The following is a 22135-nucleotide window of genomic DNA, read 5'->3' on the forward strand; positions in this document are numbered from 1 at the left end:
CGTTGCTCGGGTATCCACCGATACCACCCCCTTCACCAAGGAGAAAAGTGAAATGTCTACCTTTCTGCCGAGATCCGCCGTTGCAATGGCGGCTCTGCCGTTGACTTCGCTCGGATTCGCCTTCGGTGCGCCGTACGCGCACGCCCAAACCCAAACGGAGATCGACCAACACGTCAAGCAGTCACTGGTCTACATCTCGACGGAGTACTCCGGGCAGGTCTATGTCCCGGCGTCAGCCACCACCGACGGCCAAGGCTTCTGGTCGAAAGTGATCAAGGCCGACTTCTCCTGCTCCGGGGTGATCGTGGACCCGGCCGGCTATATCGCCACCGCAGGCCACTGTGTCGACCCCAACAACGCAGAAGTCAAGCAAGCCATACTCACTCAGCTGTACCTGAACACGGGCGAAGACATCGACACCGCAACCAAGGATGCGGACAACGCCTTCGCCGAGGAATGGCAGATCGAGGGACAGCAGCCCGGATCTCCCATCGACCGCAGCGTCGAGGTGATCCAGCCCGAGGGGCAGGGCCGCGTGATCGACCACTTCGTGACCGCCCAGGTCGTCGACTTCCAGAAATTCGACGACGGCGACAACGCGTTGATCAAGGTCGCCAACCAGGCCGCACTGCCGGCCTTGCCGGTCGCCGACAAGGCCCCCGCTCCCGGCACCGGGCTGACCTCGGCCGGATTCCCGGGCGACATCGGCGAGAACATGGACCCGTCGCGACTGCAGGAGCCCAGCTTCAAGGACGGCTCGGCATCCAGCCAGCAGGTGACCCCGAGCGGCGCGGCCCGCACCGAGATCAGCGCCGCCATCTCCGGCGGAATGAGCGGCGGACCGACCGTCGACAACACGACCGGACAGGTGGTGGGTCTCAACGACTTCACCATCTCGGGGGAGAACCAGCCGTTCAACTTTGTCACCGATGCGGCCGCACTCCGGGCCTTCCTGGTCAAGAACAGTGTGCAGTTGGTGACTCCGGTTGCACCGGCGAAGCCGTTCCCATGGCTGTGGGTCGCGATCGGAAGCGCGTTGACCGCGGTCCTGCTCGTCGTTGCGGCGGTGTTACTGGTGTTGCGGCGCAGGGCAAAACGACGCAACCAACTGCCGGTCGACGGCGGTCAATCGCTGCAGCCGGCGCCGCAACCGGCCGTCGCGCCCGCGCCTCCCGCGGTGGTCAGTCATAACCACGATCACGCGGCGTGACCTTGGGTCAATCGCGCCGAAACTACGCTTTGTGGCGTGATTTGCGCAGAATTACGTCACAAAGCGTAGTTTCGGCGGGTCAGGAAAACGCCGCCCGGAACGCCTCCAGCGCGGCGACGCTGTCACCGGCCGCGTAGGCCTCCATGCCGATGGTTCCGCTGTATCCGATGTCGCGCAATGCCTTTGCGACGGCAGGGTAGTGAATCTCGCCGGTGCCCGGTTCACATCGCCCGGGCACGTCGGCCACTTGGATCTCGCCGATTGCAGCACCGGCCCTGCGGACGAGCTCGACGAGATTCCCCTCGCCGATCTGAGCGTGATAGAGGTCGAGCATCATCTTGACGTTGGGGTGCCCGACCGCCTCGACCAGTGCCAGCGTGTCCTTGGCGCGCGCCAGCGGAACCCCCGGATGATCGACGACGGTGTTGAGGTTCTCCAGGCAAAACGTCACGCCGGCATCGGCGCCGAGCTCGCCGAGGGCTTCCAGACCACGCTGCGCGGCCAGCCACATGTGGCCGGTCGGGCGGTGCTGGGGGTGGGCTGCTTGGCCGTCGACGAGCTCGCCGGGATGTACCACCAGGCGCGGAACATCAAGCACTGCAGCGGCTTTGATAGCCTGCTGGGCGGTGCGCACGACCTCTCGAGCTCCGTCGGGATCGTAGAGGTCGCCGTGCAGATAGCCCGTCATCGACGAGAACCGGGCCCCGGTGGCCGCGAGCGCGTCGAGTTCCTTGTCGTGAAAGCTCCAGATCTCCACCGCGAAACCGAGATCCGCGATCCGCCGGGCGCGTTCGGCGATGTCGAGATCGGTGAACACCATTTCGGCGCACACGGCCAGCTCGAAACTCATGCCGGTACCGCCTCGGTGAGCACCACCGGAGCGCCGGTGCGTACGGACTCTGCTGCCGCCAAGGCGATTTCGAGGGCGACCCGGGCGTCGTGGCCGGTGACGGACGGCGTGGTGCCTGCGACGACGCTGTCGACGAAGTGGGCCAACTGTGCGACGTAGGCATCGTGGAACAGCTCGGTGTTGAGTTTTGCGGCGTCGGCAGGTTCGCGTCCGGCCAGCAGCACGCCGTTGGAGCCGAAGATCTCCCCGCGTACGTCGTAGCCGTACACCGCCTGGAAGCTGGCCTCTGCGGTGGCGAAGGCGCCGTTGTCGAACCGCAATTGGACCACCGAAGTGTCGAGGAACCCGGCGTCGGCGAACTGCGGGTGGATCAGCGCCGCGGCTTGTGCGTACACCTCGGTGACGCAGCCGCCCGGATTGAGCCAGCACAGCGTGTCGAAGTCGTGGATCAGGGTCTCGTTGAAGATCGTCCACGGTTTCACCCGCGCCGCCACGTCGGCGGTGATCCCAGGGTCGCGGGTCAGCGAGCGCAGCAACTGCGGCGTGCCGATGTCACCCGCCACGATGGCGTCGCGGGCGGCGGCGAAGTCGGTCGCGAAGCGTCGGTTGAACCCGACCTGCAGTGCCACTCCTGCGGTCTTTGCGGCGCGGATCGCCCGGTCGGCGTCATCGAGGGTCAGCGCCATGGGCTTCTCGCAGAAGACGTGCTTGCCGGCCTGCGCGGCGGCGACCACCAGATCGGTGTGGGTGGCGGCGGGGGAGCTGATGACGACGGCGTCGACGGCCGGGTCGGCGATCAGTTCGGCCGGGTCGGCGTAGGCCCGTGGTGCTCCGGGCCGGGCGAGCGAAGCGACGGAGTCTAGAACCGCTTGCGCAGCTGCGAGATTCGGATCGGCCACGGCAACCAGGGAAGCGCGGGGAACCCGGCCGGCGAGAGACTCGGCGTGGAACCGGCCGATCCAGCCGGTGCCGATGAGGCCGAAACGAACGAGGTGTGACATGGCGGACTCCTGAGCGACTAGAACGTTCTAGAACTGTGACGAGTAAAACCTGTTCGGGGAGGTTCGTCAAGAAAAAATGCTAGAACGTTCTAGACTGATCGCCATGCGGGATCGACCGACGCTGCAGGACGTCGCCGAGCGGGCCGGGGTATCGCGCGCCCTGGTGTCCATAGTGATGCGCGACGCGCCGGGTGCCAGTGCGGCCACCCGGGCCAGGGTGCGCGCGGCTGCCGAGGAGATCGGCTACCGACCCGATCCGCGGGCCCGGTTGCTGCGCTCGCAGCGCTCCAACCTGCTCGGCGTGGTGTTCACCGCGGGGCAGGAGTTTCACGCCGGTCTGGTCGACGGGGTGTACCGCGCGGCCGAAGCTCACGGCTACGACGTCTTGCTCAGTTGCGTCACCCCGCACCACGGTGAGGCCAAGGCCGTCCGCACTCTGCTCGACGACCGGTGCGAGGCACTGCTTTTGATCGGCAGTGAGCTGCCGGCGCGCGACCTCACCGATCTCGACACCCGGCTCCCCGTTGTGGCGCTGGCCCGCAAGGTGCGCGGCGTGGATGCGGTCCGCAGCGACGACGCGGTCGGAGCAGGCCTGGCGGTAGACCATCTCGCTGAACTCGGGCACACCACGATCACCTACCTCGACGGTGGGCGGGCACCCGGGGCCGCCGAGCGGCGCAAGGGTGTGCGCAGAGCGGCTGCGGCAGCCGGTGTGACGGTCACGACCGTCGCGGGCGGCATCACCGAACAGGCCGGTGCAGGCGCCGCGACGGCCCTCGTCGGTACCGGATCATCGCTACCCACAGCGGTCTTCGCGTTCAACGACCGCTGTGCCCTCGGCTTCGTCGACGTCGCGATCCGTGCCGGTGTGACGGTGCCGCAACAGGTTTCGATGGTGGGCTACGATGACAGCCCGTTGGCCGGGCTGGCCCACGTGGACCTGACCACCGTCGGACAGGACACCGGGCGCCTGGCCGAACTCGCCGTCGCACGGGCCATCGAACGCGGCGACGCACCGGGCGTCCCCATCGACGTGGTGTGTGAGCCCAAGCTCGTGGTGCGCAGCTCGACGGCCGCGCCGAGAACCTAGCGCGGCGCCAAACCCGCCGCCCGGTAGACGGTATCGACATACGACATGTTCGCCACCGCATCGCAGAGGTCGTACGGCAGCGGCCTGCCGTCGTGCAGGTGGGCGGCGAACGCCTCCAGCTGGTAGCTGTAGGACGACCGCGTCCCGAGCCGTTCCACCCGCTGTCCGGCGGGACCGGTGACGGTCAGCCGATCGTCGAGGTGGGGCCGGATGAAGTCGTGCACCAACACCTCTCCGGCGGTCCCGATGATCCGGATGGTGAACGAGTATTCCTCCGCCACCATCGAATGACTACTGAATCCTGTTGCGCCGCCAGGAAATACGAGTTCCACCTCGCACCGTGAATCGACGCCCGCACCGCGTTCTTCGGCGTCGGCCCCGGTGATCGACGGCTGCCCCTGCAGACCGTCGGCCGTCAACCGGCCCAGCGACCGCATGATGTGCAGGCTGTAGCAGCCCAGATCCATCAACGCGCCGCCCGCCAGGTCCAGCGACCAGCGCGGGTCGTCGTCGCCGGGAGTGGGCATGGCCATACGCACCTCGACCCGCGTGACGGTGCCCAGCGATCCGTCGGCGGCCAGCGCGAAGGCGCGCTGGGTGACCGGGTGGAAGAAGTAGTGGAAACCTTCCAACACCGCCACCCCGGCGGCCTCCGCTGCCTCGGCGACCCTGCTCGCTTCGGATCTGTTGCGGGCGAACGGCTTTTCGCTCAATACCGGTTTGCCCGCCGCGATCGAGGCCAGATTCCACGGTGCATGCAGCGAATTGGCCAACGGGTTGTACACGACGTCGACCTCGGGATCCTCGATCACCTCGGCATAGGACGCCAGTGTGCGTTCGACACCGTACTTCTCGGCGAACGCGGCAGCCCGGTGCGGATCGCGGGCGGCGACGGCCACGAGCCGATGACCCAACTCCTGTGCCGGCCCCGCGACCGCCTTCTCGGCGATGCGTGAGGCGCCCAGCACCCCGATACGCAAGCTCACGCCACGACGCCGGTCAGGTACGCGACGCTGCTGTGCACATCGCGAACCGGTCCCTCATCGGTCGGATCGCTGTCGAGGATGGTGTCCTGCTCCAGCACGAACCAGCCGTCGAAACCGTTGTTCCGCAGTACCGAAACGATGCCGGCGATGTCTACGTCGCCCGTTCCGAGCGGCGTGTACATGCCCGCCCGCACAGCGTCGGTGTAGGTGAGCTCGCCCGATCGCACGCGGGCAGCCAGTGCGGCGTCGACGTCCTTGAGGTGCGTGTGCTTGATGCGGTGCGGCACGGCCTTCGCCAACTCGAGCGGGTCGGTCCCGCCGATCAGCAGATGGCCGGTGTCCAGACACAAGGGGATGGCCGAGCCGGCGAGCACGCGATCGACGTCATCGCGGGTCTCCACCATGGTGCCGACATGCGGGTGCAGCACCGCGAGCAGGCCGGCCGCGGCGGCCTGGTCCGCGAGCCGGTCCAGATTCTCGAGCAAGGTGGCCCACCCCGCCTCGTCGAGGACGGGCCGTGAGTCATACCCGTCGGCTCCGGTGGCGGCGGCCAGCACCACCACGCCCGCACCCGCAGCACGCAATGCGGCCAACGGCCCGGTCAGGTCATCGGCCGGGTTGTGACGCGCGTCGTGCAGCACCACGGGAACGAACCCACCGACACACGAAAGCCCCTGTGCGGCAAGGACGGCGGTCAGCTCGGCTGGATCGGTGGGCAGAAATCCGTCCGGCCCCAGCTCGGTTGCGCTGAGCCCGGCGCCGCGCATCTCGGCCAGCACCCGGTCGCGGTGCAGCTGATAACCCCAGCCGGGCACCTCGCAGACGCCCCAGGAGATGGGCGCCCCGGCGATTTTGATGGTCATGCGTTCCGAACCTCCTCGATGCGCACCGGCGTCCCTCGTCGCAGCGACTCGGTGGCCGCCTCGGCGAGCCAGGCGACCTCGACGGCGTCGGCCACGGTGGCCCCGGGAATCGCCTCGCCTTTGACCACCGAGACGAACCCGGCCAGCTCGGCGCGGAACGCGTCGGTGAAGCGGTCCATGAAGAAATGATGGTAGGGCCCGGTCGGAAAGTCGTTGTGGGGATCGGTGTTCCGCATCGGCACCCCCTGGTCCCAGCCGGCCACGACGGTGTCGTGGAAGCCGTGCACCTCCAGCCGGCAGTCGTAGCCACGCGCGTTGTAGCGCGCCGCAGAGACGATGCCCATGGCGCCGCCGTCGAACTTCACCACCACCGCGGCGGTGTCGACGTCGCCGTACTGGGCGAACCGCGGGTCGCCCTGATTGGTTCCGGTGGCGTACACCTCCACCGCGTTCTGCCCCGTGATCCAGCGCAGTACGTCGAAATCATGGACGGCGCAATCGCGGAAGATGCCACCCGATCCGGCGATGTATTCCATCGGCGGCGGAGAAGGATCCATCGTGGTGCTGCGCACGGTGTGCAGGGGGCCCAGCGCACCGGAATCCACCGCTTGTTTGGCAGCGGCGAATGCGACGTCGAACCGCCGCTGGTAACCGACCTGGACCGGCACCCCGGCCTTGGCGATCACGGTGGCCACATGCGCGCTCTCGGCGGCCGTTGCGGCGATGGGCTTTTCGCAGAAGGTCGGCAGGCCCCGGTGCACGGCCGCCAGGGTGAGCTCGGCGTGCGCCGGTGTCGCGGCGGCGACGACGACGCCGTCGACACCCGAGTCGAGCAGATCTTCGACTGAATCTGCAGGCGTGGCACCGTGTTTGGCGGCAACGGCAGCCACCACATCGGGCCGTTCGTCGGCAACGACCAGCCGGTCGATGCCGTCCAGGCCCGACAGCGTGTCGACGTGGAAGGCGCCGATGCGGCCCAATCCGATCACGCCGAGTGTGGTCATGGGGTTCTCCGTTCGTTCTGTGCGGCGAGGATGGTGTCGAGTTCATGCACGTCGAGGTCGTCGGCCAGCGCGGCCAGCACGGTGTCGACCTGGCTGGGTGGGGCCAGACTGCCGATGGGTTGGTCGTGGTCGAGATTGGTGGGGAAGGCGTAGCCCTCGGCCGTGGCGTTGACGACGTTGGCCAGCTCATGTTCGGAGCGGCCGGACTTCTTCATCGCCAGCAGCGCCGGGTACACCGCGTGGACCATGGCGGTGCGGTCCAGCGATTCCATCGCCCGGCCGAACGGGGAGGAGATCTGCAGCAGGTTGGCCATCCGCCGGATGTCAGTCGAGGTGTTGGCGCCGGCCCCGTGATAGAGCGCGGGGTTGAAGAACACCGCGTCGCCCTTGGCCAAGGGGATCTGCACCTGGTGGGCGGCGAAGAACTCGATGAACTCGGGCCGGTAGAACGCGATGTAGCCGGCCTCGAAGCGCTGCGAATACGGCAGCAGCATGGTGGGGCCGCTCGCCAGTGGCATGTCGCAGTGAGCCACTGCGCCCTGCAGGGTCAGCGCGGGCGAAAGCCGGTGCAGGTGGGCCGGATAGCCGGCCAGCTGGTCGGGGCTGACGAACCCCAAATGGTAGTCGCGATGCGGAACCTGAGCTGCGCCACCGGGATTGACGACGTTGACCTGGGAGGTCACCTGGTAGCGGGGGCCCAGCCAGGCCTGTGACACCAATGCCAGCGTGTCGTTGGCGTAGTACTCGGCGAACACCGCGGGGGAGTGCAGGGCCAGTTTCTGCGCCGCGTTCCAGATGCGGTCGTTGGCGCCGGCCTTGCCGAAATGGTCGCCCGCCGCAGCGCCCTCGGCGTGCTGGGCGGCGATCAACTCGGTGAAGGCAGCGCTGGCGGCGTCGATCACCGAGTGGTCGAACGCGTCGGTGAACACCACCACACCGGGACCGTCGGTCAGGGCTTCGATCAGCTCGGACTGCAGGGTTCTGCGGTCGGCAGCCGCAGATGCCGCGTATACCGGCACATTGGCCCGGATGTCCACGGCATGCGGGTAATCGCCCGCGTCGGTCTGGCGGGACACCTGATCGCGGAAATCGTCGAGCGAACAGTCGGATTCGGTGATCCAGGAGCGGTGGGGGGTGGTCAGTCGAGCGGCCATGACCAACAGTCTTGCGGTGTTCTGTGACACAATCAACGGCAAAAAGCCATCAAAAAACCATCACCCTTTCCGGCGAGCAGACACTGCGGTACGCGAACGGCGGCGTGTCGCGTACCGCAATGTCTGCTCGCGGGGGAACTGAAGCGAGGCACGCACATGGCCCACCGGTACAAGGTTCGCGAGATCGCCCAGCAGTGCGGGCTGAGCGAGGCCACCGTCGACCGCGTCCTCAACGACCGCCCCGGCGTGCGGGAGAACACCCGCGCCGAGGTGCAGCAGGCGATCGCCGATCTGGACAAGCAGCGGGCTCAGCTGCGGCTCAACGGACGACGTTTCCTGATCGACGTGATCATGCATACGCCGCAACGGTTTTCCGACGCCTTCCGGTCGGCGGTCGAGGCCGAGCTACCTGCCTTCGCCCCGGCGCTGGTGCGGGCGCGGTTCCACCTGTGGGAAGCGGGGACGACCGCGCAGATGGTCGATGAGTTGACGCGCATCCGCGGCACCCATGGGGTCATCCTCAAGGCGCAGGACGAACCCGACGTGGCCGAGGCGATCGATCGGCTCGTCTCCTCCGGCGTACCGGTGGTCACCTACGCCACTGACGTGCCGACGAGCATGCGGTGCGGTTACGTCGGGATCGACAACCACGGCGCCGGGCTCACCGCGGCCTACCTGGTCGATCAGTGGCTCGGCGCCACCGCCTCGGACGTACTGATCACCGTGAGCCGCACGGTTTTCCGCGGGGAGGGCGAGCGGGAGATGGGCTTCAGGTCCGGGTTGCGGCCGTCGGGTCGGGCCGTCGTCGAGGTCACCGACAGTGACGGTATCGACGCGACGACCGAACGCCTGGTGTTCGACGCCCTGCGGCGTCACCCGTCGGTACGTGCGGTGTACTCGCCCGGTGGCGGCAACACCGCGACTCTGGCGGCGTTCGACCGGCTGGGCCGGGACTGCAGCGTCTTCATCGCCCACGACCTCGACGCCGACAACCGGCGTCTGCTGCGCGACGGCAGGATCTCGGCGGTGCTGCACAACGACCTGCGTGCCGATGCCCGTACGGCGGTGCGGCTGATCCTGCAGCACAACGGCGCCCTGCCGGCCGAGCCCGCCAAGCCGACACCGATCCAGATCGTCACGCCGTACAACCTGCCGTGATCATCAATTGTTCAGCTCACAGTCCATCCCGCTACCATTTCGGCCCACGGCCACGCGCGTGCGCCCAGACCACATAGACCAGCCGGGGGAGATTCGTTCGATGTCGAAACAGCTCGTCCCGGGCGTGACCGTGCTGGGTAATCTGGCGATCGACGTCATCGACGGTGCGCCGCCCAGTCCGGGCGGTTGTGCGTCGTTCGCCGGGGTGGCGCTGGAGTCGGCGGCCGGGATGCGGCACATCGTGGCGATGGGTGCCGAGGCTGACCATGAGCTGTTCGACGGCGTCCTGGACCGCTTCGGGTCGATGGTGCGGTTCCTGCCCGCGGACCGTACGAGCGGCTTCCGCCTCGATTACGACGACACCGATCACCGGCACATGTCGGTCGATGCACTCGGCCCCGTGTGGACCCCGGCCGACATCGACGCCGACGACCCGCAGACCACCTGGATCCACCTGGCCCCGCTGCTGCGCACCGATTTCCCCGCGGAGACGCTCGCGCATCTGGCTGCCCGCGGGCACCGCATCGCCTACGACGGCCAGGGGCTGGTTCGTGCCGACCGGCTGGGCCCGCTGGTGCAGGACCGGGACTTCTCGCCGGATCTGCTGCGTCATCTCGATGTGCTCAAACTGGCCGAGGACGAGGCGGTGATCGTCGCGGACGGCCCGTTCGACGCCGCGGTCGCCGAGCGGCTCGGTGTGCCGGAGATCGTGGTCACCTACGGCTCCGAGGGCTGTGACATCTATACCGACGGCACGGTGGTCCGCGTGCCCGCGGCCTGGCGGGTGATGGGTGTGCAGACCACCGGCGCCGGCGACATGTTCACCGCGTGTTACGTCGCCAACCGGGCTGCGGGGGCGGGCCCGTGCCGCGCCGCCGAACTGGCCAGTGAGCTCGTGGCCCGCGAGCTCGACAAACGTGTCCAGGTGGTACCCGAACTGTAGGTATGACGCGCTGGCCAAGTGCTAGCCCACAGCTACTCATCGGTAGCTTTTCCTTAGAGAATGACATTCTCCTGAACGTGACGAATACCACAATCGTGTCTCACTTCAGCGAGCTTCACGTCACTGAACAGCACCTTCGGTCAGTGATCGCCCGCGTGTCGGGCTACGCCGTGGTAAAGGCCAACCTAAGAGCAGTGCAATAATCGGTACTGCGAGTGACATCAAAATTTTGGTGCACGCCGAACCGACGGCGCGCCACTGGGAACAGCGCCGTTAGAGCTAACTGAGCGAGGCGGCCGAACAGCGTGAAAGGCGGGAGCCGTGGGTGACAACGGCAACGGCAACGGAGCCGCGCCGAGGCAGAAGCTGGAGAAGGTCGTCATCCGGTTTGCCGGAGACTCCGGCGACGGTATGCAGCTGACCGGTGACCGCTTCACCTCGGAGGCGGCGCTCTTCGGCAACGACCTTGCCACGCAACCGAATTACCCCGCCGAGATCCGCGCGCCACAGGGCACGCTGCCCGGTGTGTCGTCGTTCCAGATCCAGATCGCCGACTACGACATCCTCACCGCAGGCGACCGCCCCGACGTGCTGGTCGCGATGAACCCCGCCGCCCTCAAGGCCAATGTCTCCGACCTGCCGCGCGGCGGGCTGATCATCGCCAACTCCGATGAGTTCACCAAGCGCAACCTGGCCAAGGTCGGCTACGACAGCAACCCGCTGGAGTCCGACGAGCTGTCCGACTACGTCGTGCAGTCGGTCGCGATGACCACGCTGACGCTGGGAGCGGTCGAGGCCATCGGCGCCACCAAGAAGGACGGTCAGCGCGCCAAGAACATGTTCGCGCTCGGGCTGCTGTCGTGGATGTACGGCCGCGAGCTGGAGCACAGCGAGACCTTCATCCGGGAGAAGTTCTCCCGCAAGCCCGAGATCGCCGAGGCCAACGTGCTGGCGCTGAAGGCGGGCTGGAACTACGGCGAGACCACCGAGGCCTTCGCCACCACCTACGAGGTGTCCCCGGCCAAGCTCGACTCCGGCGAATACCGGCAGATCTCGGGCAACACCGCGCTCGCCTACGGCATCGTCACCGCGGGCCAGCTCGCCGGTATCCAGGTGGTGCTGGGCACCTACCCGATCACCCCGGCCTCGGACATCCTGCATGAGCTGTCCAAGCACAAGAACTTCAACATCCTCACCTTCCAGGCCGAAGACGAGATCGCGGGCATCGGCGCCGCCATCGGCGCCTCCTACGGCGGTGCGCTCGGCGTCACCAGCACCTCGGGCCCGGGCATCTCGCTGAAGTCCGAGGCCATCGGCCTCGCGGTGATGACCGAGCTGCCGCTGCTCATCATCGACGTGCAGCGCGGTGGCCCCTCCACGGGCCTGCCCACCAAGACCGAGCAGGCCGACCTGCTGCAGGCGATGTTCGGCCGCAACGGTGAGTCGCCGGTCGCGGTGCTCGCACCCCGGTCGCCGTCGGACTGCTTCGACCTCGCGGTCGAGGCCGCGCGCATCGCCGTGCACTACCACACCCCGGTGATCGTCCTGTCCGACGGTGCGGTCGCCAACGGTTCGGAACCGTGGCGCATCCCCGACGTGACCACCTACCCGCCGATCGAGCACACCTTCGCCAAGGAGGGTGAGCCGTTCCAGCCGTACGCCCGTGACCCGGAAACCCTGGCGCGGCAGTTCGCCGTCCCGGGCACTCCCGGTCTTGAGCACCGCATCGGCGGGCTCGAGGCGGCCAATGGTTCGGGCAACATCTCCTACGAACCGAAGAACCACGACCTGATGGTTCGGCTGCGCGAGGAGAAGGTCGCCGGTATCGCGGTGCCCGATCTCGAGGTCGACGATCCGAGCGGCGACGCCGAATTGCTGATGCTGGGTTGGGGGAGCAGCTACGGGCCGATCGGTGAGGCCTGCCGGCGTGCCCGGCGCAAGGGCATCAAGGTCGCCCAGGCGCATCTGCGTTACCTCAACCCGTTCCCGGCCAACCTCGGCGAGGTGCTCAAGCGCTACCCCAAGGTCGTCGTGCCGGAGATGAACCTGGGCCAGCTTGCCCTGCTGCTGCGCGGCAAGTACCTGGTCGACGTCCAGTCGGTGACGAAGGTCGAGGGGATGGCCTTCCTGGCGGACGAGGTCGAGGGCATCATCGATGCCGCGCTGGACGGCACATTGGGTGAAAAGGAAAGTGACAAGGCCAAGTTCGCGCGGTTGGCGGCGGCCACTGTCGAGTCTGTGGGAGCGAACGCATGACTGACCTGGTAGGTGCGGACCTGGGACTGACGGCCGGTCTGACGAAGACCGCCCTGGTGCCCACGACGGACACGCCGCAGAAGGGCAAGGACTTCACCAGTGACCAGGAGGTCCGCTGGTGCCCCGGATGCGGTGACTATGTCATCCTCAACACCATCCGCAACTTCCTGCCCGAGCTGGGGTTGCGCCGCGAGAACATCGCGTTCATCAGTGGCATCGGCTGCTCCAGTCGCTTCCCGTACTACCTGGAGACCTACGGTTTCCACTCGATCCATGGCCGTGCCCCGACCATCGCGACCGGTCTGGCGCTGGCCCGGCCGGATCTGTCGGTGTGGGTGGTGACCGGTGACGGCGACGCGCTGTCGATCGGTGGCAACCACCTGATCCATGCGCTGCGCCGCAACATGAATCTCACGATTCTGCTGTTCAACAACCGGATCTACGGTCTCACCAAGGGCCAGTACTCGCCGACGTCGGAGACCGGCAAGGTCACCAAGTCGACGCCGATGGGCTCGCTGGACTATCCGTTCAACCCGGTCTCGCTGGCGCTGGGTGCCGAGGCGACGTTCGTCGGCCGCGCGTTGGACTCCGACCGTAAGGGTCTGTCCGAGGTGCTGCGCGCCGCCGCCGCCCACCGCGGGGCGGCACTGGTCGAGATCATGCAGGACTGCCCGATCTTCAACGACGGTTCCTTCGACGCGCTGCGCAAAGAGGGCGCCGAGGACCGGCTGATCAACCTGCGCCACGGCGAGCCGATCACCTTCGGTGCCGACGGCGAGTACTGCGTGGTCCAGTCCGGCTACGGCCTCGAAGTGGCCAAGACCGCCGACGTGTCCGCCGAGCAGATCGTGGTGCACAACGCCCAGATCGAGGATCCGGCGTACGCGTTCGCGCTGTCGCGGCTGTCCGAGCAGAACCTCGAGCACATGGTGATGGGCATCTTCCGGCAGGTCGCCAAGCCGACCTACGACGACGCCGCCCGTGCGCAGATCAGCTCGGCGCGCGAGGCCAAGCCTCACGACACGGCAGCCCTGCAGGCGCTGCTGCGCGGTAAAGATACTTGGACTGTCGACTGATCTGGAGCGGGTTACCCTTGTGCTCCTCGCGTCCGCGGACCTGCCTTCTGCTCCTCGCGTGCGCGGTGCGCTAACGTCACGGGCGTGACATCGCCTGTGCCGTTGGCTGCAGTGGTCCTTGCGGGTGGCGCCTCCCGCCGCATGGGCCGTGACAAGGCAACCCTGCCGTTCGAGGGTTCGACGCTGGTAGAGCGCGTGGTCGCCGCGGTCAGCGTTCGCTGTTCGCCGGTGTTCGTCATCGCCGCGCCCGGCCAGCCCCTTCCACGATTGTCGGCGCACGTGCTGCGCGACGAGATCCGCGGTGTGGGTCCGCTGGTCGCGACGGGCCGCGGGCTGCGGGCGGCCGCCGATGCCGGCCGGGACCTGGCCTTCGTCTGTGCGGTCGACATGCCGTACCTGTCTGCCGAGCTCATCGACGAGTTGGTCGCCCCGGCTGTCCGGCTCCACGCTGACATCGTGTTGCCGTGGGACGGCCGCGATCACTACCTGGCCGGCATCTACCGCAGCACGCTCACCGACCGCATCGCCGAGTTGGTGGCAGCCGGAGAGCGCAGCATGCGGGCACTGGCCGAATCCGTCGACACCCAACGCGTGGTGCTGGCCGCCGAACAGCCCGCGCTGACCAACGTGAACACCACCGCAGACTTGCCGTGACGGCCGGCCCGCGGGCACTCTGCGGGTCAGCAAATAACGTATTTGCAGCCTTATAGAGCTGAATTTATCGTTTCGATATTATTTGGCAATTTTTTATTCACATTCGATGTGCACGCATTTCCGATGATCTGCTGGTTGCCCGACGGTACTCGATTCGCTGGTCGGCGAAAATGCCTGTGTCCGAAGGGGTTTGGGTGGTACGCCCCGATCGGGTCAGGGTGACGGGCGTCGAGCATATCGCCCCTTACGGCGGGAAAAGGGCCGTTGACCGCGCTGTCTAAGAGAATCTGAGAATCTGACGCTTTGTTTTGCTTCGCTTCAGCCGGATCGATGTGTCCGAAAACGACTGTGGGGTAACCGTTTAACGGCTCGGCGGGGGTATCGAACGGTTGTGGCTTGATCGCCGTGTCCTGCTGAAACTGTTGTGGGTCAACTATTTTCACGATAAGCCCGGTGGCGCGGCCCGGGTACTCGCAGCGAACAAATTCGACAGCCTGGCGTTTGTAACACTCGTCAATGGCACTGACCAGTCGTTTTGGGTCGATCCGAGGCCGAGCGGGCCGGTTTTCATGCGCTTTTCCGGTGGTTCAGGTCACAGAATGGTGGTGATATACGTCACTTTGTGCTGGTAGAAGGTTTAACGGCGGAACTCGTACAAATGCAGAGATGACCTGCATAAACGAATCTCTCATCGTCCCGTGATCTGACCGTTATCTTTCCGCGATCGGTTCTAGATCGATATGACTTCTCTTCGAGACCTTTGTACGGTCCCTAGCGGCTCCAAAACGGAGCAAACAATTCCAAAACCAAGAACCTGCGTGTGAGCGGGACGGCGGCGAGAGCGCCCATGCGGAGGCCAGGTGTCGTGCCGGCCGGGCGTTTCGGCCCCCCCTTTCGTGCCTGACCGAGACGGCACGAACCAACTCCTCCGGCCTGCCACAGGCTGCCGCGCCCGCGTGAGCGGGTGTGGGTGGCGCGCGCTTGGCGAAAGGAACGAAGTGAAGAACATCCGCAAGACGTTCGGCATGGCCGCTATCGCCGGAGCCCTGGCTGTGGCCCCGATGGCGCTGGCCTCCGGCACCGCCAATGCGGACAGTGTCAACTGGGACGCCGTTGCAGCCTGCGAGTCGGGCGGCAACTGGTCGACCAATACCGGCAACGGGTACTACGGCGGCCTGCAGTTCACGATGAGCACGTGGCGCGCCAACGGTGGCGCGGGCTCGCCCCACAACGCGTCGCGCTCGGAGCAGATCCGGGTCGCCGAGAACGTGCTGCACTCGCAGGGCATCGGCGCATGGCCGGTGTGCGGCCGTCGCGGCTGATACGGCGCAAGCCAGACGCTTTACCAGGAGCGGTGCCGGGACAACTCCCGGCACCGCTCCTTTTTGCTCACCAGGCCCTCCGGTTGCTCTGGTCTCAAAAAAATCTCCAGCCTCCCCTGTAACGCGTGAATTTGGTCACACGATGCAAACAGTGACCGCACAGATGCAAGATCGTGACCTTGTTGGTGTGGGTCCTGGAGTCGAGGGTCGGGGAAGGACCACGATGAGCACCATCGGCAGCGCAGTGATCAGGGGTTTCTGGCTCACCGTAGGTTTCGCGGGGCTGATGTTCGCCCTGCTGGCGACGTCCACGGCGACCGCGGGCGCCGACACTGTCAACTGGGACGCCATCGCCGCGTGCGAATCCGGCGGCAACTGGTCCATCGACACCGGAAACGGCGCGTACGGCGGACTGCAGTTCAAACCGGCCACCTGGGCCGCCCATGGCGGCGTCGGTTCCCCGGCCACCGCCTCCCGCGAGGAGCAGATCAGAGTCGCCGAGAACGTGTTGGCCACGCAGGGCCTGGGCGCTTGGCCGAAATGCGGCGCGCAAGCCGGAGCGCCTGCCGGCTGGGCTGCTCCGGCGCCGGCGGCCACCAGCGGGTGTGCAGCCGTCCGCCCCGGCTCCGTGCTGGGAATCCTGGACCTGCGTCGGCTCTGCTCGACCCTGCTCGATCCGCTGGCCTCGCTCGGCGCGCCTCGCTGAGGCCTCAGCGCGCGGAGGTGAACGCCGAGCGCGCGGCGATGCTCGCCAGGTGCCGGGTGAGCACCGATTCGGGAACCAGCACGCTGGCTCGGGTCGCGGCTGCGCTGAGGACCGCCGGACGCAGATTCACGATCCGCCCGATCAATTGCGACTCGCGCACGATCATCTGCACGCGGCGGCGCCGCAGCGTCGTGAACTGTGCGAAGGCTGTCGGCAGGTCCGGAGCCCGGCCCGCCAGCGCACCCAGGACGGCTGCGTCCTCGAGCCCCTGACAGCCGCCCTGGCCCAGATGCGGGCGCATCGGATGCGCGGCGTCCCCCGCGATCACCACGGGTCCACGCGCCCAGCACCTGGCCGGGGCGCGGTCATAAAGATCGTTGCGCAGCACCTCGGCAGGGTCCGCGGCGGCAAGCAAGGCGGGAATGGGCTCGGCCCACGAGGCGAAGGCACGCTGTAGATACGCCAGCTCCCCGCCGGGGCTGGTGCGCCCCTCGGGTGCCCGTTCGGTCGCGAACCAGTAGGTGTGCTCGGAGCCCATCGGTACGTGGCCCACCTCCCGCCCGGCCGCCATCGTTTCGCCCGCCATGTCCGGGTCGATGCGATGTTTGGCCACGCCGCGCCACGCGGTGTAGCCGGCGTAGCTCCGAGCGAGCGGTCCGTTCAGATGGCGCGACACCACAGAATCGACACCGTCGGCACCGACCACGGCTGCCGCATCGCGCGTCGAACCGTCCGACAATGTGACGCGCACGCCGTCGGCGGTCATCGCGAGCGCGCGCACACCGACGCCGTATTCGACGGTGCCGGGTGGCAGCGGACCGCTCAGGATATCGGTGAGATCGGCGCGCCGGATCACCACAAGTGGTTCACCGAGCGCACGGATGAAGCGTTCGGACTGCGGACGACGCAGCCAGGCGCCGTCGTGCCAGCGCACCGCGCCGGCCGTCACCCGTCCACCCGCCGACCGGACCGCGTCACCGAGGCCCAGCTCGTCGAGGGCGGCCAAAGCGTTGGGCCAGATGCTGATTCCCGTACCCGCCGACGTGTCATCGCGGGCTTCCAGGACGCGCACCTCGAATCCCTGGCGTTGCAACGCGACTGCGGTGGCCAGGCCGGTGATACCGGCTCCGACGACGAGGACGGACTGAGCCATGGCTCGAATGTAGCCAAATGGGAGCGCGCACCAACGGACTTGGGATCGGTAGCGCGCTCGCGGCGGCACGCTGTTGCCGACCAGAACAACAGAATGAGAGGACCAGATGAAAGTCACCCGCTTCGGCATCATGCTCACAGCTGCGGCGCTCGCGACGCTCGCACTGAGCAGTTGCTCGAAGGTCACCGAGCTCAGGGAAGCGGCCTCGGATGTCGCGGAGAAGGTGGTGACGTCGGGAACCGAGAAGATCAACGACGCGGTCTCGGGCAATCTGCTCACCGCCGAGGGCATGGACCATGCGCTGGGGGCGATCTCGCAGAAGGTCGGGGCCAACCCGATGCAGGTGGTCGAGGTGATCATCAGCCCCTCGGCGCTCAGCGTTCAGGCCGTCGATCCGAACGCCCCGAACGAGCTGAATCAATGGAGTTACACCGCGGGCACTGTCGGACCGTCGCGCCCGGTCGACTTCGACGACGACACCGAAGCGTTGCAGCAGAATCTGTTCGCGATCGGCGATGTCCCGACGAGTGCCATCGCCGCAGCCATCGATGCCGCGGTGCCGGCCAGCGACATCAAGGACGGCGCGGTGCAGAGCGTCAGCGTCAAGCGCAACCTGCCGTTCGACGACAACGTGATCATCTTCGTCAATGTCACCAGCGACCGCAGCAGCAAGCAGGTTCGTGCCGACAGCACCGGCCAGGTCACCCAGGTGGTCTGACGGCACGCGGCTACCGTGAGTGACCATGACGCCGTTTCACGATCTCGACGAGTACCTTGCGTTGCCCCGGGTTTCCGGCCTTGCGGTGTCGCCGGACGGTTCGCGCGTGGTCACCACGTTCAGCGTGCTCAATGACAAGCACACCGAATTCGTCACGGCCATCTGGGAACTGGATGCCGAGGGCAACCAGCCCGCGCGGCGGTTGACCCACGGCGCCAAGGGGGAGTCCGCGCCGACGTTCACCAGCACCGGTGATCTGTTGTTCCTGGCCGCCCGACCGGTACCGGGAGGCGCCGCCGACGACAAGGCGCCTGCCGCGGTGTGGCGATTGCCTGCGGCAGGCGGTGAGGCGGCCGAGATGCTCAGCATGCCGGGCGGCGTGAGTGCGATCGCCAGTGCGCGGGCCGCTGACACCACCGTGGTCACCGCGGCGCAGCTGTTCTCGGCCGAGAGCATTGCCGACGACAAGGCGCTGCGCGAACGGCGCGAGGACAATGCGGTGTCGGCCGTGCTGCACACCGGTTATCCGGTCCGGTTCTGGGACCATGACCTCGGCCCCGACCAGCCACACCTGATCGATGCCGACGGACCGACCGATCTCACCCCGCATCCCGCTGACGCGTTGCGCGAGACCACCTTCGACCTCAGCAGCGACGGGGACTTCCTCGTCACGTCCTGGCATGTGCCCGGGCCGGGCGTGTCCAACCGGTCCGTTCTGGTCCGTGTCGACCGAGCTTCCGGGACGCACACGACCATCGCCGAGGAAGCCGGCGCCGAACTGGAGCACCCGGTCATCGCGCCCGACGGCAGTGCCGTGGCGTTCACCAGGGAAAGCCATTCAACTCCCACGGAAGCCCCGCGGATCACGCTGTGCTGCATGCGCTTCGGTGAGGCCCATGTCGAGATCACCGCGGAGTGGGATCGCTGGCCCGCGTCTGTGGCATGGGCGGCAGACTCGTCGGCGTTGATTGTCACCGCCGACGACGCCGGCCGTCGGCCCATCTTCACAGTCGACCCCGGCAGCGGAACCGTCGCCAAGCTCACCGACGACGACTACGCCTACACCGATGTGTGTCCCGCGCCGGGTGGCGTCATCTACGCGCTGCGCAGCTCGTATGCCGTGCCGCCGCATCCGGTCCGGCTCGACCCCGACGGCACGATCACCGAGTTGCCGTGCGTCGACATTCCGGAAATCCCCGGAACAGTCACCGAATTGGTCGCCACTGCAGACGACGGGACCCCGGTCCGGTCGTGGTTGACTCTGCCCGAGGGCGACGAGCCGGCAGAACTGGTGCTGTGGATCCACGGGGGTCCGTTGGGTAGCTGGAACACCTGGCACTGGCGGTGGAATCCGTGGCTGCTCACCGCTCACGGGTACGCGGTGCTGATGCCCGATCCGGGCCTGTCCACGGGCTACGGTCAGCAGTTCGTCCAAAGGGGTTGGGGCGCTTGGGGCGCCGAACCCTACGCCGATCTGATGACCGCCGTCGACGCGGCGTGTGAGCACCCGCGGATCGACGATTCCCGTACCGCGGCGATGGGCGGTTCGTTCGGCGGCTATATGGCCAACTGGATCGCGGGGCAGACCGACCGGTTCGACGCGATCGTCACGCACGCCAGCCTGTGGGCGCTCGACCAATTCGGACCCACCACCGACAGCGCGTTCTGGTGGGCTCGTGAGATGACACCCGAAATGACACAGCGCAATTCACCGCACTCCTACGTCGGGCAGATCCACACGCCGATGCTGGTCATCCACGGGGACAAGGACTATCGCGTACCGATCGGTGAAGGCCTGCGGCTCTGGTACGAGCTGCTGTCGTCCTCGGGTCTGCCCGCCGACGAGAACGGCCAGAGCCCGCATCGCTTCCTGTACTACCCGACGGAGAACCACTGGGTGCTTGCGCCGCAACACGCCAAGATCTGGTACCAGGTGGTGACGGCGTTCCTCGGTCAGCACCTGCGCGACGAAGAGACTCGGCTGCCTGATCTGCTCGGGTAGCGTCGGCGTGATGACGCAGCGTGAGTTCGATCTGGTGCTGTACGGGGCGACCGGGTTCGCCGGCAAGCTCACCGCCGAATACCTGGCCCGGGCGGGTGCAGGAGCGCGGATCGCGCTGGCAGGCCGGTCGGAGGAGCGGTTGCGGGCGGTCCGCGACAGCCTCGGTGCGGGAGCCCGGGATTGGCTGCTGCTCACCGCCGACGCGTCGGCGCCGTCCACCCTGGAGGTGATGGCAGCCCGCACGCAGGTGGTGGTGAGCACCGTCGGGCCCTACACGAAATACGGCCTGCCGTTGGTGGCCGCCTGCGCCGCGGCCGCAACCGACTATGCCGACCTCACCGGCGAGACCATGTTCATCCGCGAGAGCATCGACCAGTTTCACAAGCAGGCGCTCGATACCGGGGCCCGGATCGTGCACTCATGCGGATTCGATTCCGTCCCATCCGATCTCACCACGTACGCGTTGTACCGGCGGGCCGCGGCCGACGGTGCGGGCCAGCTCGGTGACACCGACCTGGTGGTGCGTACGTTCGCCGGGGGTGTGTCGGGCGGCACGGTGGCCTCGATGATGGAGTTCATGCGGACGTCGTCGCGGGATCCGCACGCCCGCCAGCTGATGAACGACCCGTACACGCTGAGCCCCGATCGCGCTACCGAGCCCGAACTCGGTGGCCAGCCCGACGTGCGGTGGCGCCGCGGTGGCGAGATCGCACCGGAGTTGGCGGGCTATTGGACGGGCGCGTTCGCGATGGCGGGGCCGAACACCCGAATCGTGCGGCGCAGCAACGCGCTCCTCGACTACGCCTACGGCCGCCGGTTCGCCTATACCGAGCAGATGAGCCTGGGCCGGTCACTCGCCGCGCCGCTGGCAGCCGCGGCGCTCACCGGATCCAGCGCCGTGGCCTTCGGGGTTGGGCAGCCGGTACTTCGACCGGCTGCCCGCCACACTCGTCGAACGGTTGGCGCCCAAGCCGGGCACCGGCCCCAGCGAACAAACCCGCATGCGTGGGCATTACCGCGTCGAGACCTACACGACCACGACGTCCGGTGCGCGCTACGTGGCGTCGATGGCCCAGCAGGGTGACCCCCGGATACCAGGCCACCGCGGTGCTGCTCGGCGAGTGCGGGCTGGCCCTGGCGCTGGATCGCGACAAGCTGTCGGACCTGCGTGGGGTGCTCACTCCGGCGGCCGCGATGGGTGATGCCCTGCTGGCCCGATTCCCTGCTGCCGACGTGCAATTGGAGACCACCGCGCTGACTTGAGCCGAATTGATCCCGGCGCGCGGAACACCTGTGTAACAAGATCAATTCGACTAGGGTCGTCGGCGAGGACTTCATCAACGCCAGCAACGAAGGTGGGAACAATATGGCCGATCTGAACGACCTCTTCGCACAGATTCCCGTAGCGGAGATTGCGAGCAAGCTGGGCGCCGATGAAGGTGAGGTGAACAACGCCATCAAGACGCTGGTTCCCGCGCTCGTCGGTGGCGTTCAGCAGAACGTGCAGGCCGACAACATCGACTCGAGCAACCTGGAGTCCGCGGTCACCGCGCAGGGCGCCAGCGGTCTGCTCGACGGCGGCGTGAAGGTCGACGACGTGGACCAGAAGGAGGGCGACCAGCTCGTCGCCCACATCTTCGGCGGCAACGACAGCGGCCAGGTGGCCTCGGCGTTGGCCGGTACCGGTGCCGGCGGTGGGGACCTCATCAAGAAGCTGCTGCCCATCCTGACCCCGATCGTGCTGGCCTACATCGGCAAGCAGTTCGCGCAGAAGAATGCGCCTGCCGAGCCGGCGGCCCAGGCCTCGGGCGGCGGGCTCGGGGACATCCTCGGCAGCATCCTGGGCGGGGCGAGCGGCGGAGGTGGCGGCGCGAACAATCCGCTGGGCAGCATCCTCGGCAGCGTGCTCGGTGGTGGCGGCGGAGGCCAGGGCAACGCGATCGGCGAGATCCTCGGCGGTCTGCTGGGCGGGAAGAAGTAGCTCCCGAG

Annotated in this window: 18 protein-coding genes and 2 pseudogenes; 13 read left to right on the forward strand and 7 right to left on the reverse strand. The window is 67.3% G+C overall.

The features are described from left to right. Positions 1 to 52: 52 nt before the first annotated feature. Positions 53 to 1210 carry a S1 family peptidase gene (locus BTO20_RS11885; RefSeq protein WP_087076060.1) on the forward strand — a complete coding sequence of 386 codons (1158 nt, stop codon included), beginning with the start codon at positions 53 to 55 and terminating at the stop codon, positions 1208 to 1210. A gap of 79 nt (positions 1211 to 1289) precedes the next feature. Here BTO20_RS11885 and BTO20_RS11890 read toward each other — a convergent pair whose 3' ends face one another. Both BTO20_RS11890 and BTO20_RS11895 read right to left on the reverse strand, forming a co-directional pair. Further along, positions 1290 to 2060: a TIM barrel protein gene (locus BTO20_RS11890; RefSeq protein WP_087076062.1), complete on the reverse strand. Its 771-nt coding sequence runs from the start codon at positions 2058 to 2060 to the stop codon at positions 1290 to 1292. Then, the gene (locus tag BTO20_RS11895) at positions 2057 to 3061 is read right to left on the reverse strand and encodes a Gfo/Idh/MocA family oxidoreductase (protein ID WP_087076064.1); all 1005 of its coding nucleotides are present in this window, start codon (positions 3059 to 3061) and stop codon (positions 2057 to 2059) included. Before BTO20_RS11895 ends, BTO20_RS11890 begins: the two co-directional genes overlap by 4 nt. A 103-nt stretch (positions 3062 to 3164) precedes the next feature. Here BTO20_RS11895 and BTO20_RS11900 point away from each other — a divergent pair, with 103 nt between their 5' ends. After that, complete coding sequence (locus BTO20_RS11900; protein WP_087076066.1) at positions 3165 to 4151, forward strand: LacI family DNA-binding transcriptional regulator; 987 nt, start codon at positions 3165 to 3167, stop codon at positions 4149 to 4151. Here the strand turns inward: BTO20_RS11900 and BTO20_RS11905 are convergent. Genes BTO20_RS11905 through BTO20_RS11920 form a run of 4 tightly spaced genes read right to left on the reverse strand, consistent with a single transcriptional unit; the run spans position 4148 to position 8158 of the window. Then, positions 4148 to 5137, reverse strand: a complete 990-nt coding sequence (locus BTO20_RS11905; protein ID WP_087076068.1) for a Gfo/Idh/MocA family protein — start codon at positions 5135 to 5137, stop codon at positions 4148 to 4150. The two genes, BTO20_RS11900 and BTO20_RS11905, sit on opposite strands and share 4 nt — an antisense overlap. Continuing rightward, positions 5134 to 6000: a sugar phosphate isomerase/epimerase family protein gene (locus tag BTO20_RS11910; protein ID WP_087076070.1), complete on the reverse strand. Its 867-nt coding sequence runs from the start codon at positions 5998 to 6000 to the stop codon at positions 5134 to 5136. Before BTO20_RS11910 ends, BTO20_RS11905 begins: the two co-directional genes overlap by 4 nt. Continuing rightward, the gene (locus BTO20_RS11915; protein WP_087076072.1) at positions 5997 to 7004 is read right to left on the reverse strand and encodes a Gfo/Idh/MocA family protein; all 1008 of its coding nucleotides are present in this window, start codon (positions 7002 to 7004) and stop codon (positions 5997 to 5999) included. The genes BTO20_RS11910 and BTO20_RS11915 overlap by 4 nt, the downstream gene beginning before the upstream one ends. Next, the gene (locus BTO20_RS11920) at positions 7001 to 8158 is read right to left on the reverse strand and encodes a phytanoyl-CoA dioxygenase family protein (RefSeq protein WP_087076075.1); all 1158 of its coding nucleotides are present in this window, start codon (positions 8156 to 8158) and stop codon (positions 7001 to 7003) included. The genes BTO20_RS11915 and BTO20_RS11920 overlap by 4 nt, the downstream gene beginning before the upstream one ends. Positions 8159 to 8314: 156 nt before the next feature. Here BTO20_RS11920 and BTO20_RS11925 point away from each other — a divergent pair, with 156 nt between their 5' ends. The 7 genes and pseudogenes from BTO20_RS11925 to BTO20_RS11960 all read left to right on the forward strand — a co-directional run bounded on the left by BTO20_RS11925 (position 8315) and on the right by BTO20_RS11960 (position 16273). Beyond that, positions 8315 to 9316, forward strand: coding sequence for a LacI family DNA-binding transcriptional regulator (locus BTO20_RS11925; protein WP_087076078.1), 1002 nt, complete (start codon positions 8315 to 8317; stop codon positions 9314 to 9316). Between the two features lie 100 nt (positions 9317 to 9416). Continuing rightward, positions 9417 to 10259 (forward strand): carbohydrate kinase family protein, encoded by an 843-nt coding sequence (locus tag BTO20_RS11930; RefSeq protein WP_232491115.1) that lies wholly within the window; start codon positions 9417 to 9419, stop codon positions 10257 to 10259. A 321-nt stretch (positions 10260 to 10580) separates the two neighbouring features. Next, complete coding sequence (locus BTO20_RS11940; protein ID WP_087076082.1) at positions 10581 to 12515, forward strand: 2-oxoacid:acceptor oxidoreductase subunit alpha; 1935 nt, start codon at positions 10581 to 10583, stop codon at positions 12513 to 12515. Further along, positions 12512 to 13591, forward strand: coding sequence for a 2-oxoacid:ferredoxin oxidoreductase subunit beta (locus tag BTO20_RS11945; protein WP_087076084.1), 1080 nt, complete (start codon positions 12512 to 12514; stop codon positions 13589 to 13591). Before BTO20_RS11940 ends, BTO20_RS11945 begins: the two co-directional genes overlap by 4 nt. Positions 13592 to 13675: 84 nt before the next feature. Continuing rightward, on the forward strand, positions 13676 to 14245 hold the full coding sequence (gene mobA / locus BTO20_RS11950; RefSeq protein ID WP_087076085.1) for a molybdenum cofactor guanylyltransferase: 570 nt from the start codon (positions 13676 to 13678) through the stop codon (positions 14243 to 14245). Between the two features lie 1071 nt (positions 14246 to 15316). Beyond that, positions 15317 to 15567: pseudogene (locus tag BTO20_RS11955) on the forward strand (transglycosylase family protein); the annotation flags it as partial. 223 nt (positions 15568 to 15790) lie between these two features. Beyond that, the gene (locus BTO20_RS11960; RefSeq protein WP_198344351.1) at positions 15791 to 16273 is read left to right on the forward strand and encodes a transglycosylase family protein; all 483 of its coding nucleotides are present in this window, start codon (positions 15791 to 15793) and stop codon (positions 16271 to 16273) included. A gap of 4 nt (positions 16274 to 16277) precedes the next feature. Here the strand turns inward: BTO20_RS11960 and BTO20_RS11965 are convergent, their stop codons facing one another. Next, positions 16278 to 17426 (reverse strand): FAD-dependent oxidoreductase, encoded by a 1149-nt coding sequence (locus tag BTO20_RS11965; protein ID WP_087076089.1) that lies wholly within the window; start codon positions 17424 to 17426, stop codon positions 16278 to 16280. Positions 17427 to 17532: 106 nt separating this feature from the next. Between BTO20_RS11965 and BTO20_RS11970 the strand changes: the two genes are divergently transcribed. The 4 genes and pseudogenes from BTO20_RS11970 to BTO20_RS11985 all read left to right on the forward strand — a co-directional run bounded on the left by BTO20_RS11970 (position 17533) and on the right by BTO20_RS11985 (position 22127). After that, entirely contained in the window at positions 17533 to 18144 is a 612-nt protein-coding gene (locus BTO20_RS11970; protein ID WP_087076091.1) for a hypothetical protein, read from the forward strand. Between the two features lie 25 nt (positions 18145 to 18169). Beyond that, the gene (locus BTO20_RS11975; protein WP_198344352.1) at positions 18170 to 20146 is read left to right on the forward strand and encodes a S9 family peptidase; all 1977 of its coding nucleotides are present in this window, start codon (positions 18170 to 18172) and stop codon (positions 20144 to 20146) included. A 10-nt stretch (positions 20147 to 20156) separates the two neighbouring features. Continuing rightward, positions 20157 to 21409: pseudogene (locus tag BTO20_RS11980) on the forward strand (saccharopine dehydrogenase family protein). Between the two features lie 103 nt (positions 21410 to 21512). Further along, positions 21513 to 22127: a DUF937 domain-containing protein gene (locus tag BTO20_RS11985; protein WP_087076095.1), complete on the forward strand. Its 615-nt coding sequence runs from the start codon at positions 21513 to 21515 to the stop codon at positions 22125 to 22127. Positions 22128 to 22135 lie beyond the last annotated feature (8 nt).

Origin of the sequence: Mycobacterium dioxanotrophicus (assembly GCF_002157835.1) — a bacterium.
Taxonomy (GTDB): domain Bacteria; phylum Actinomycetota; class Actinomycetes; order Mycobacteriales; family Mycobacteriaceae; genus Mycobacterium; species Mycobacterium dioxanotrophicus.

Coding starts and splice junctions, on each gene's coding strand:
- BTO20_RS11925 (WP_087076078.1), top strand. CDS start 8,315: ATGGCCCACCGGTACAAGGTTCGCGAGATCGCCCAGCAGTGCGGGCTG.
- BTO20_RS11885 (WP_087076060.1), top strand. CDS start 53: ATGTCTACCTTTCTGCCGAGATCCGCCGTTGCAATGGCGGCTCTGCCG.
- BTO20_RS11960 (WP_198344351.1), top strand. CDS start 15,791: ATGAGCACCATCGGCAGCGCAGTGATCAGGGGTTTCTGGCTCACCGTA.
- BTO20_RS11975 (WP_198344352.1), top strand. CDS start 18,170: ATGACGCCGTTTCACGATCTCGACGAGTACCTTGCGTTGCCCCGGGTT.
- BTO20_RS11920 (WP_087076075.1), bottom strand. CDS start 8,158: ATGGCCGCTCGACTGACCACCCCCCACCGCTCCTGGATCACCGAATCC.
- BTO20_RS11930 (WP_232491115.1), top strand. CDS start 9,417: ATGTCGAAACAGCTCGTCCCGGGCGTGACCGTGCTGGGTAATCTGGCG.
- BTO20_RS11970 (WP_087076091.1), top strand. CDS start 17,533: ATGAAAGTCACCCGCTTCGGCATCATGCTCACAGCTGCGGCGCTCGCG.
- BTO20_RS11915 (WP_087076072.1), bottom strand. CDS start 7,004: ATGACCACACTCGGCGTGATCGGATTGGGCCGCATCGGCGCCTTCCAC.
- BTO20_RS11900 (WP_087076066.1), top strand. CDS start 3,165: ATGCGGGATCGACCGACGCTGCAGGACGTCGCCGAGCGGGCCGGGGTA.
- BTO20_RS11965 (WP_087076089.1), bottom strand. CDS start 17,426: ATGGCTCAGTCCGTCCTCGTCGTCGGAGCCGGTATCACCGGCCTGGCC.
- BTO20_RS11895 (WP_087076064.1), bottom strand. CDS start 3,061: ATGTCACACCTCGTTCGTTTCGGCCTCATCGGCACCGGCTGGATCGGC.
- BTO20_RS11890 (WP_087076062.1), bottom strand. CDS start 2,060: ATGAGTTTCGAGCTGGCCGTGTGCGCCGAAATGGTGTTCACCGATCTC.
- BTO20_RS11945 (WP_087076084.1), top strand. CDS start 12,512: ATGACTGACCTGGTAGGTGCGGACCTGGGACTGACGGCCGGTCTGACG.
- BTO20_RS11985 (WP_087076095.1), top strand. CDS start 21,513: ATGGCCGATCTGAACGACCTCTTCGCACAGATTCCCGTAGCGGAGATT.
- BTO20_RS11910 (WP_087076070.1), bottom strand. CDS start 6,000: ATGACCATCAAAATCGCCGGGGCGCCCATCTCCTGGGGCGTCTGCGAG.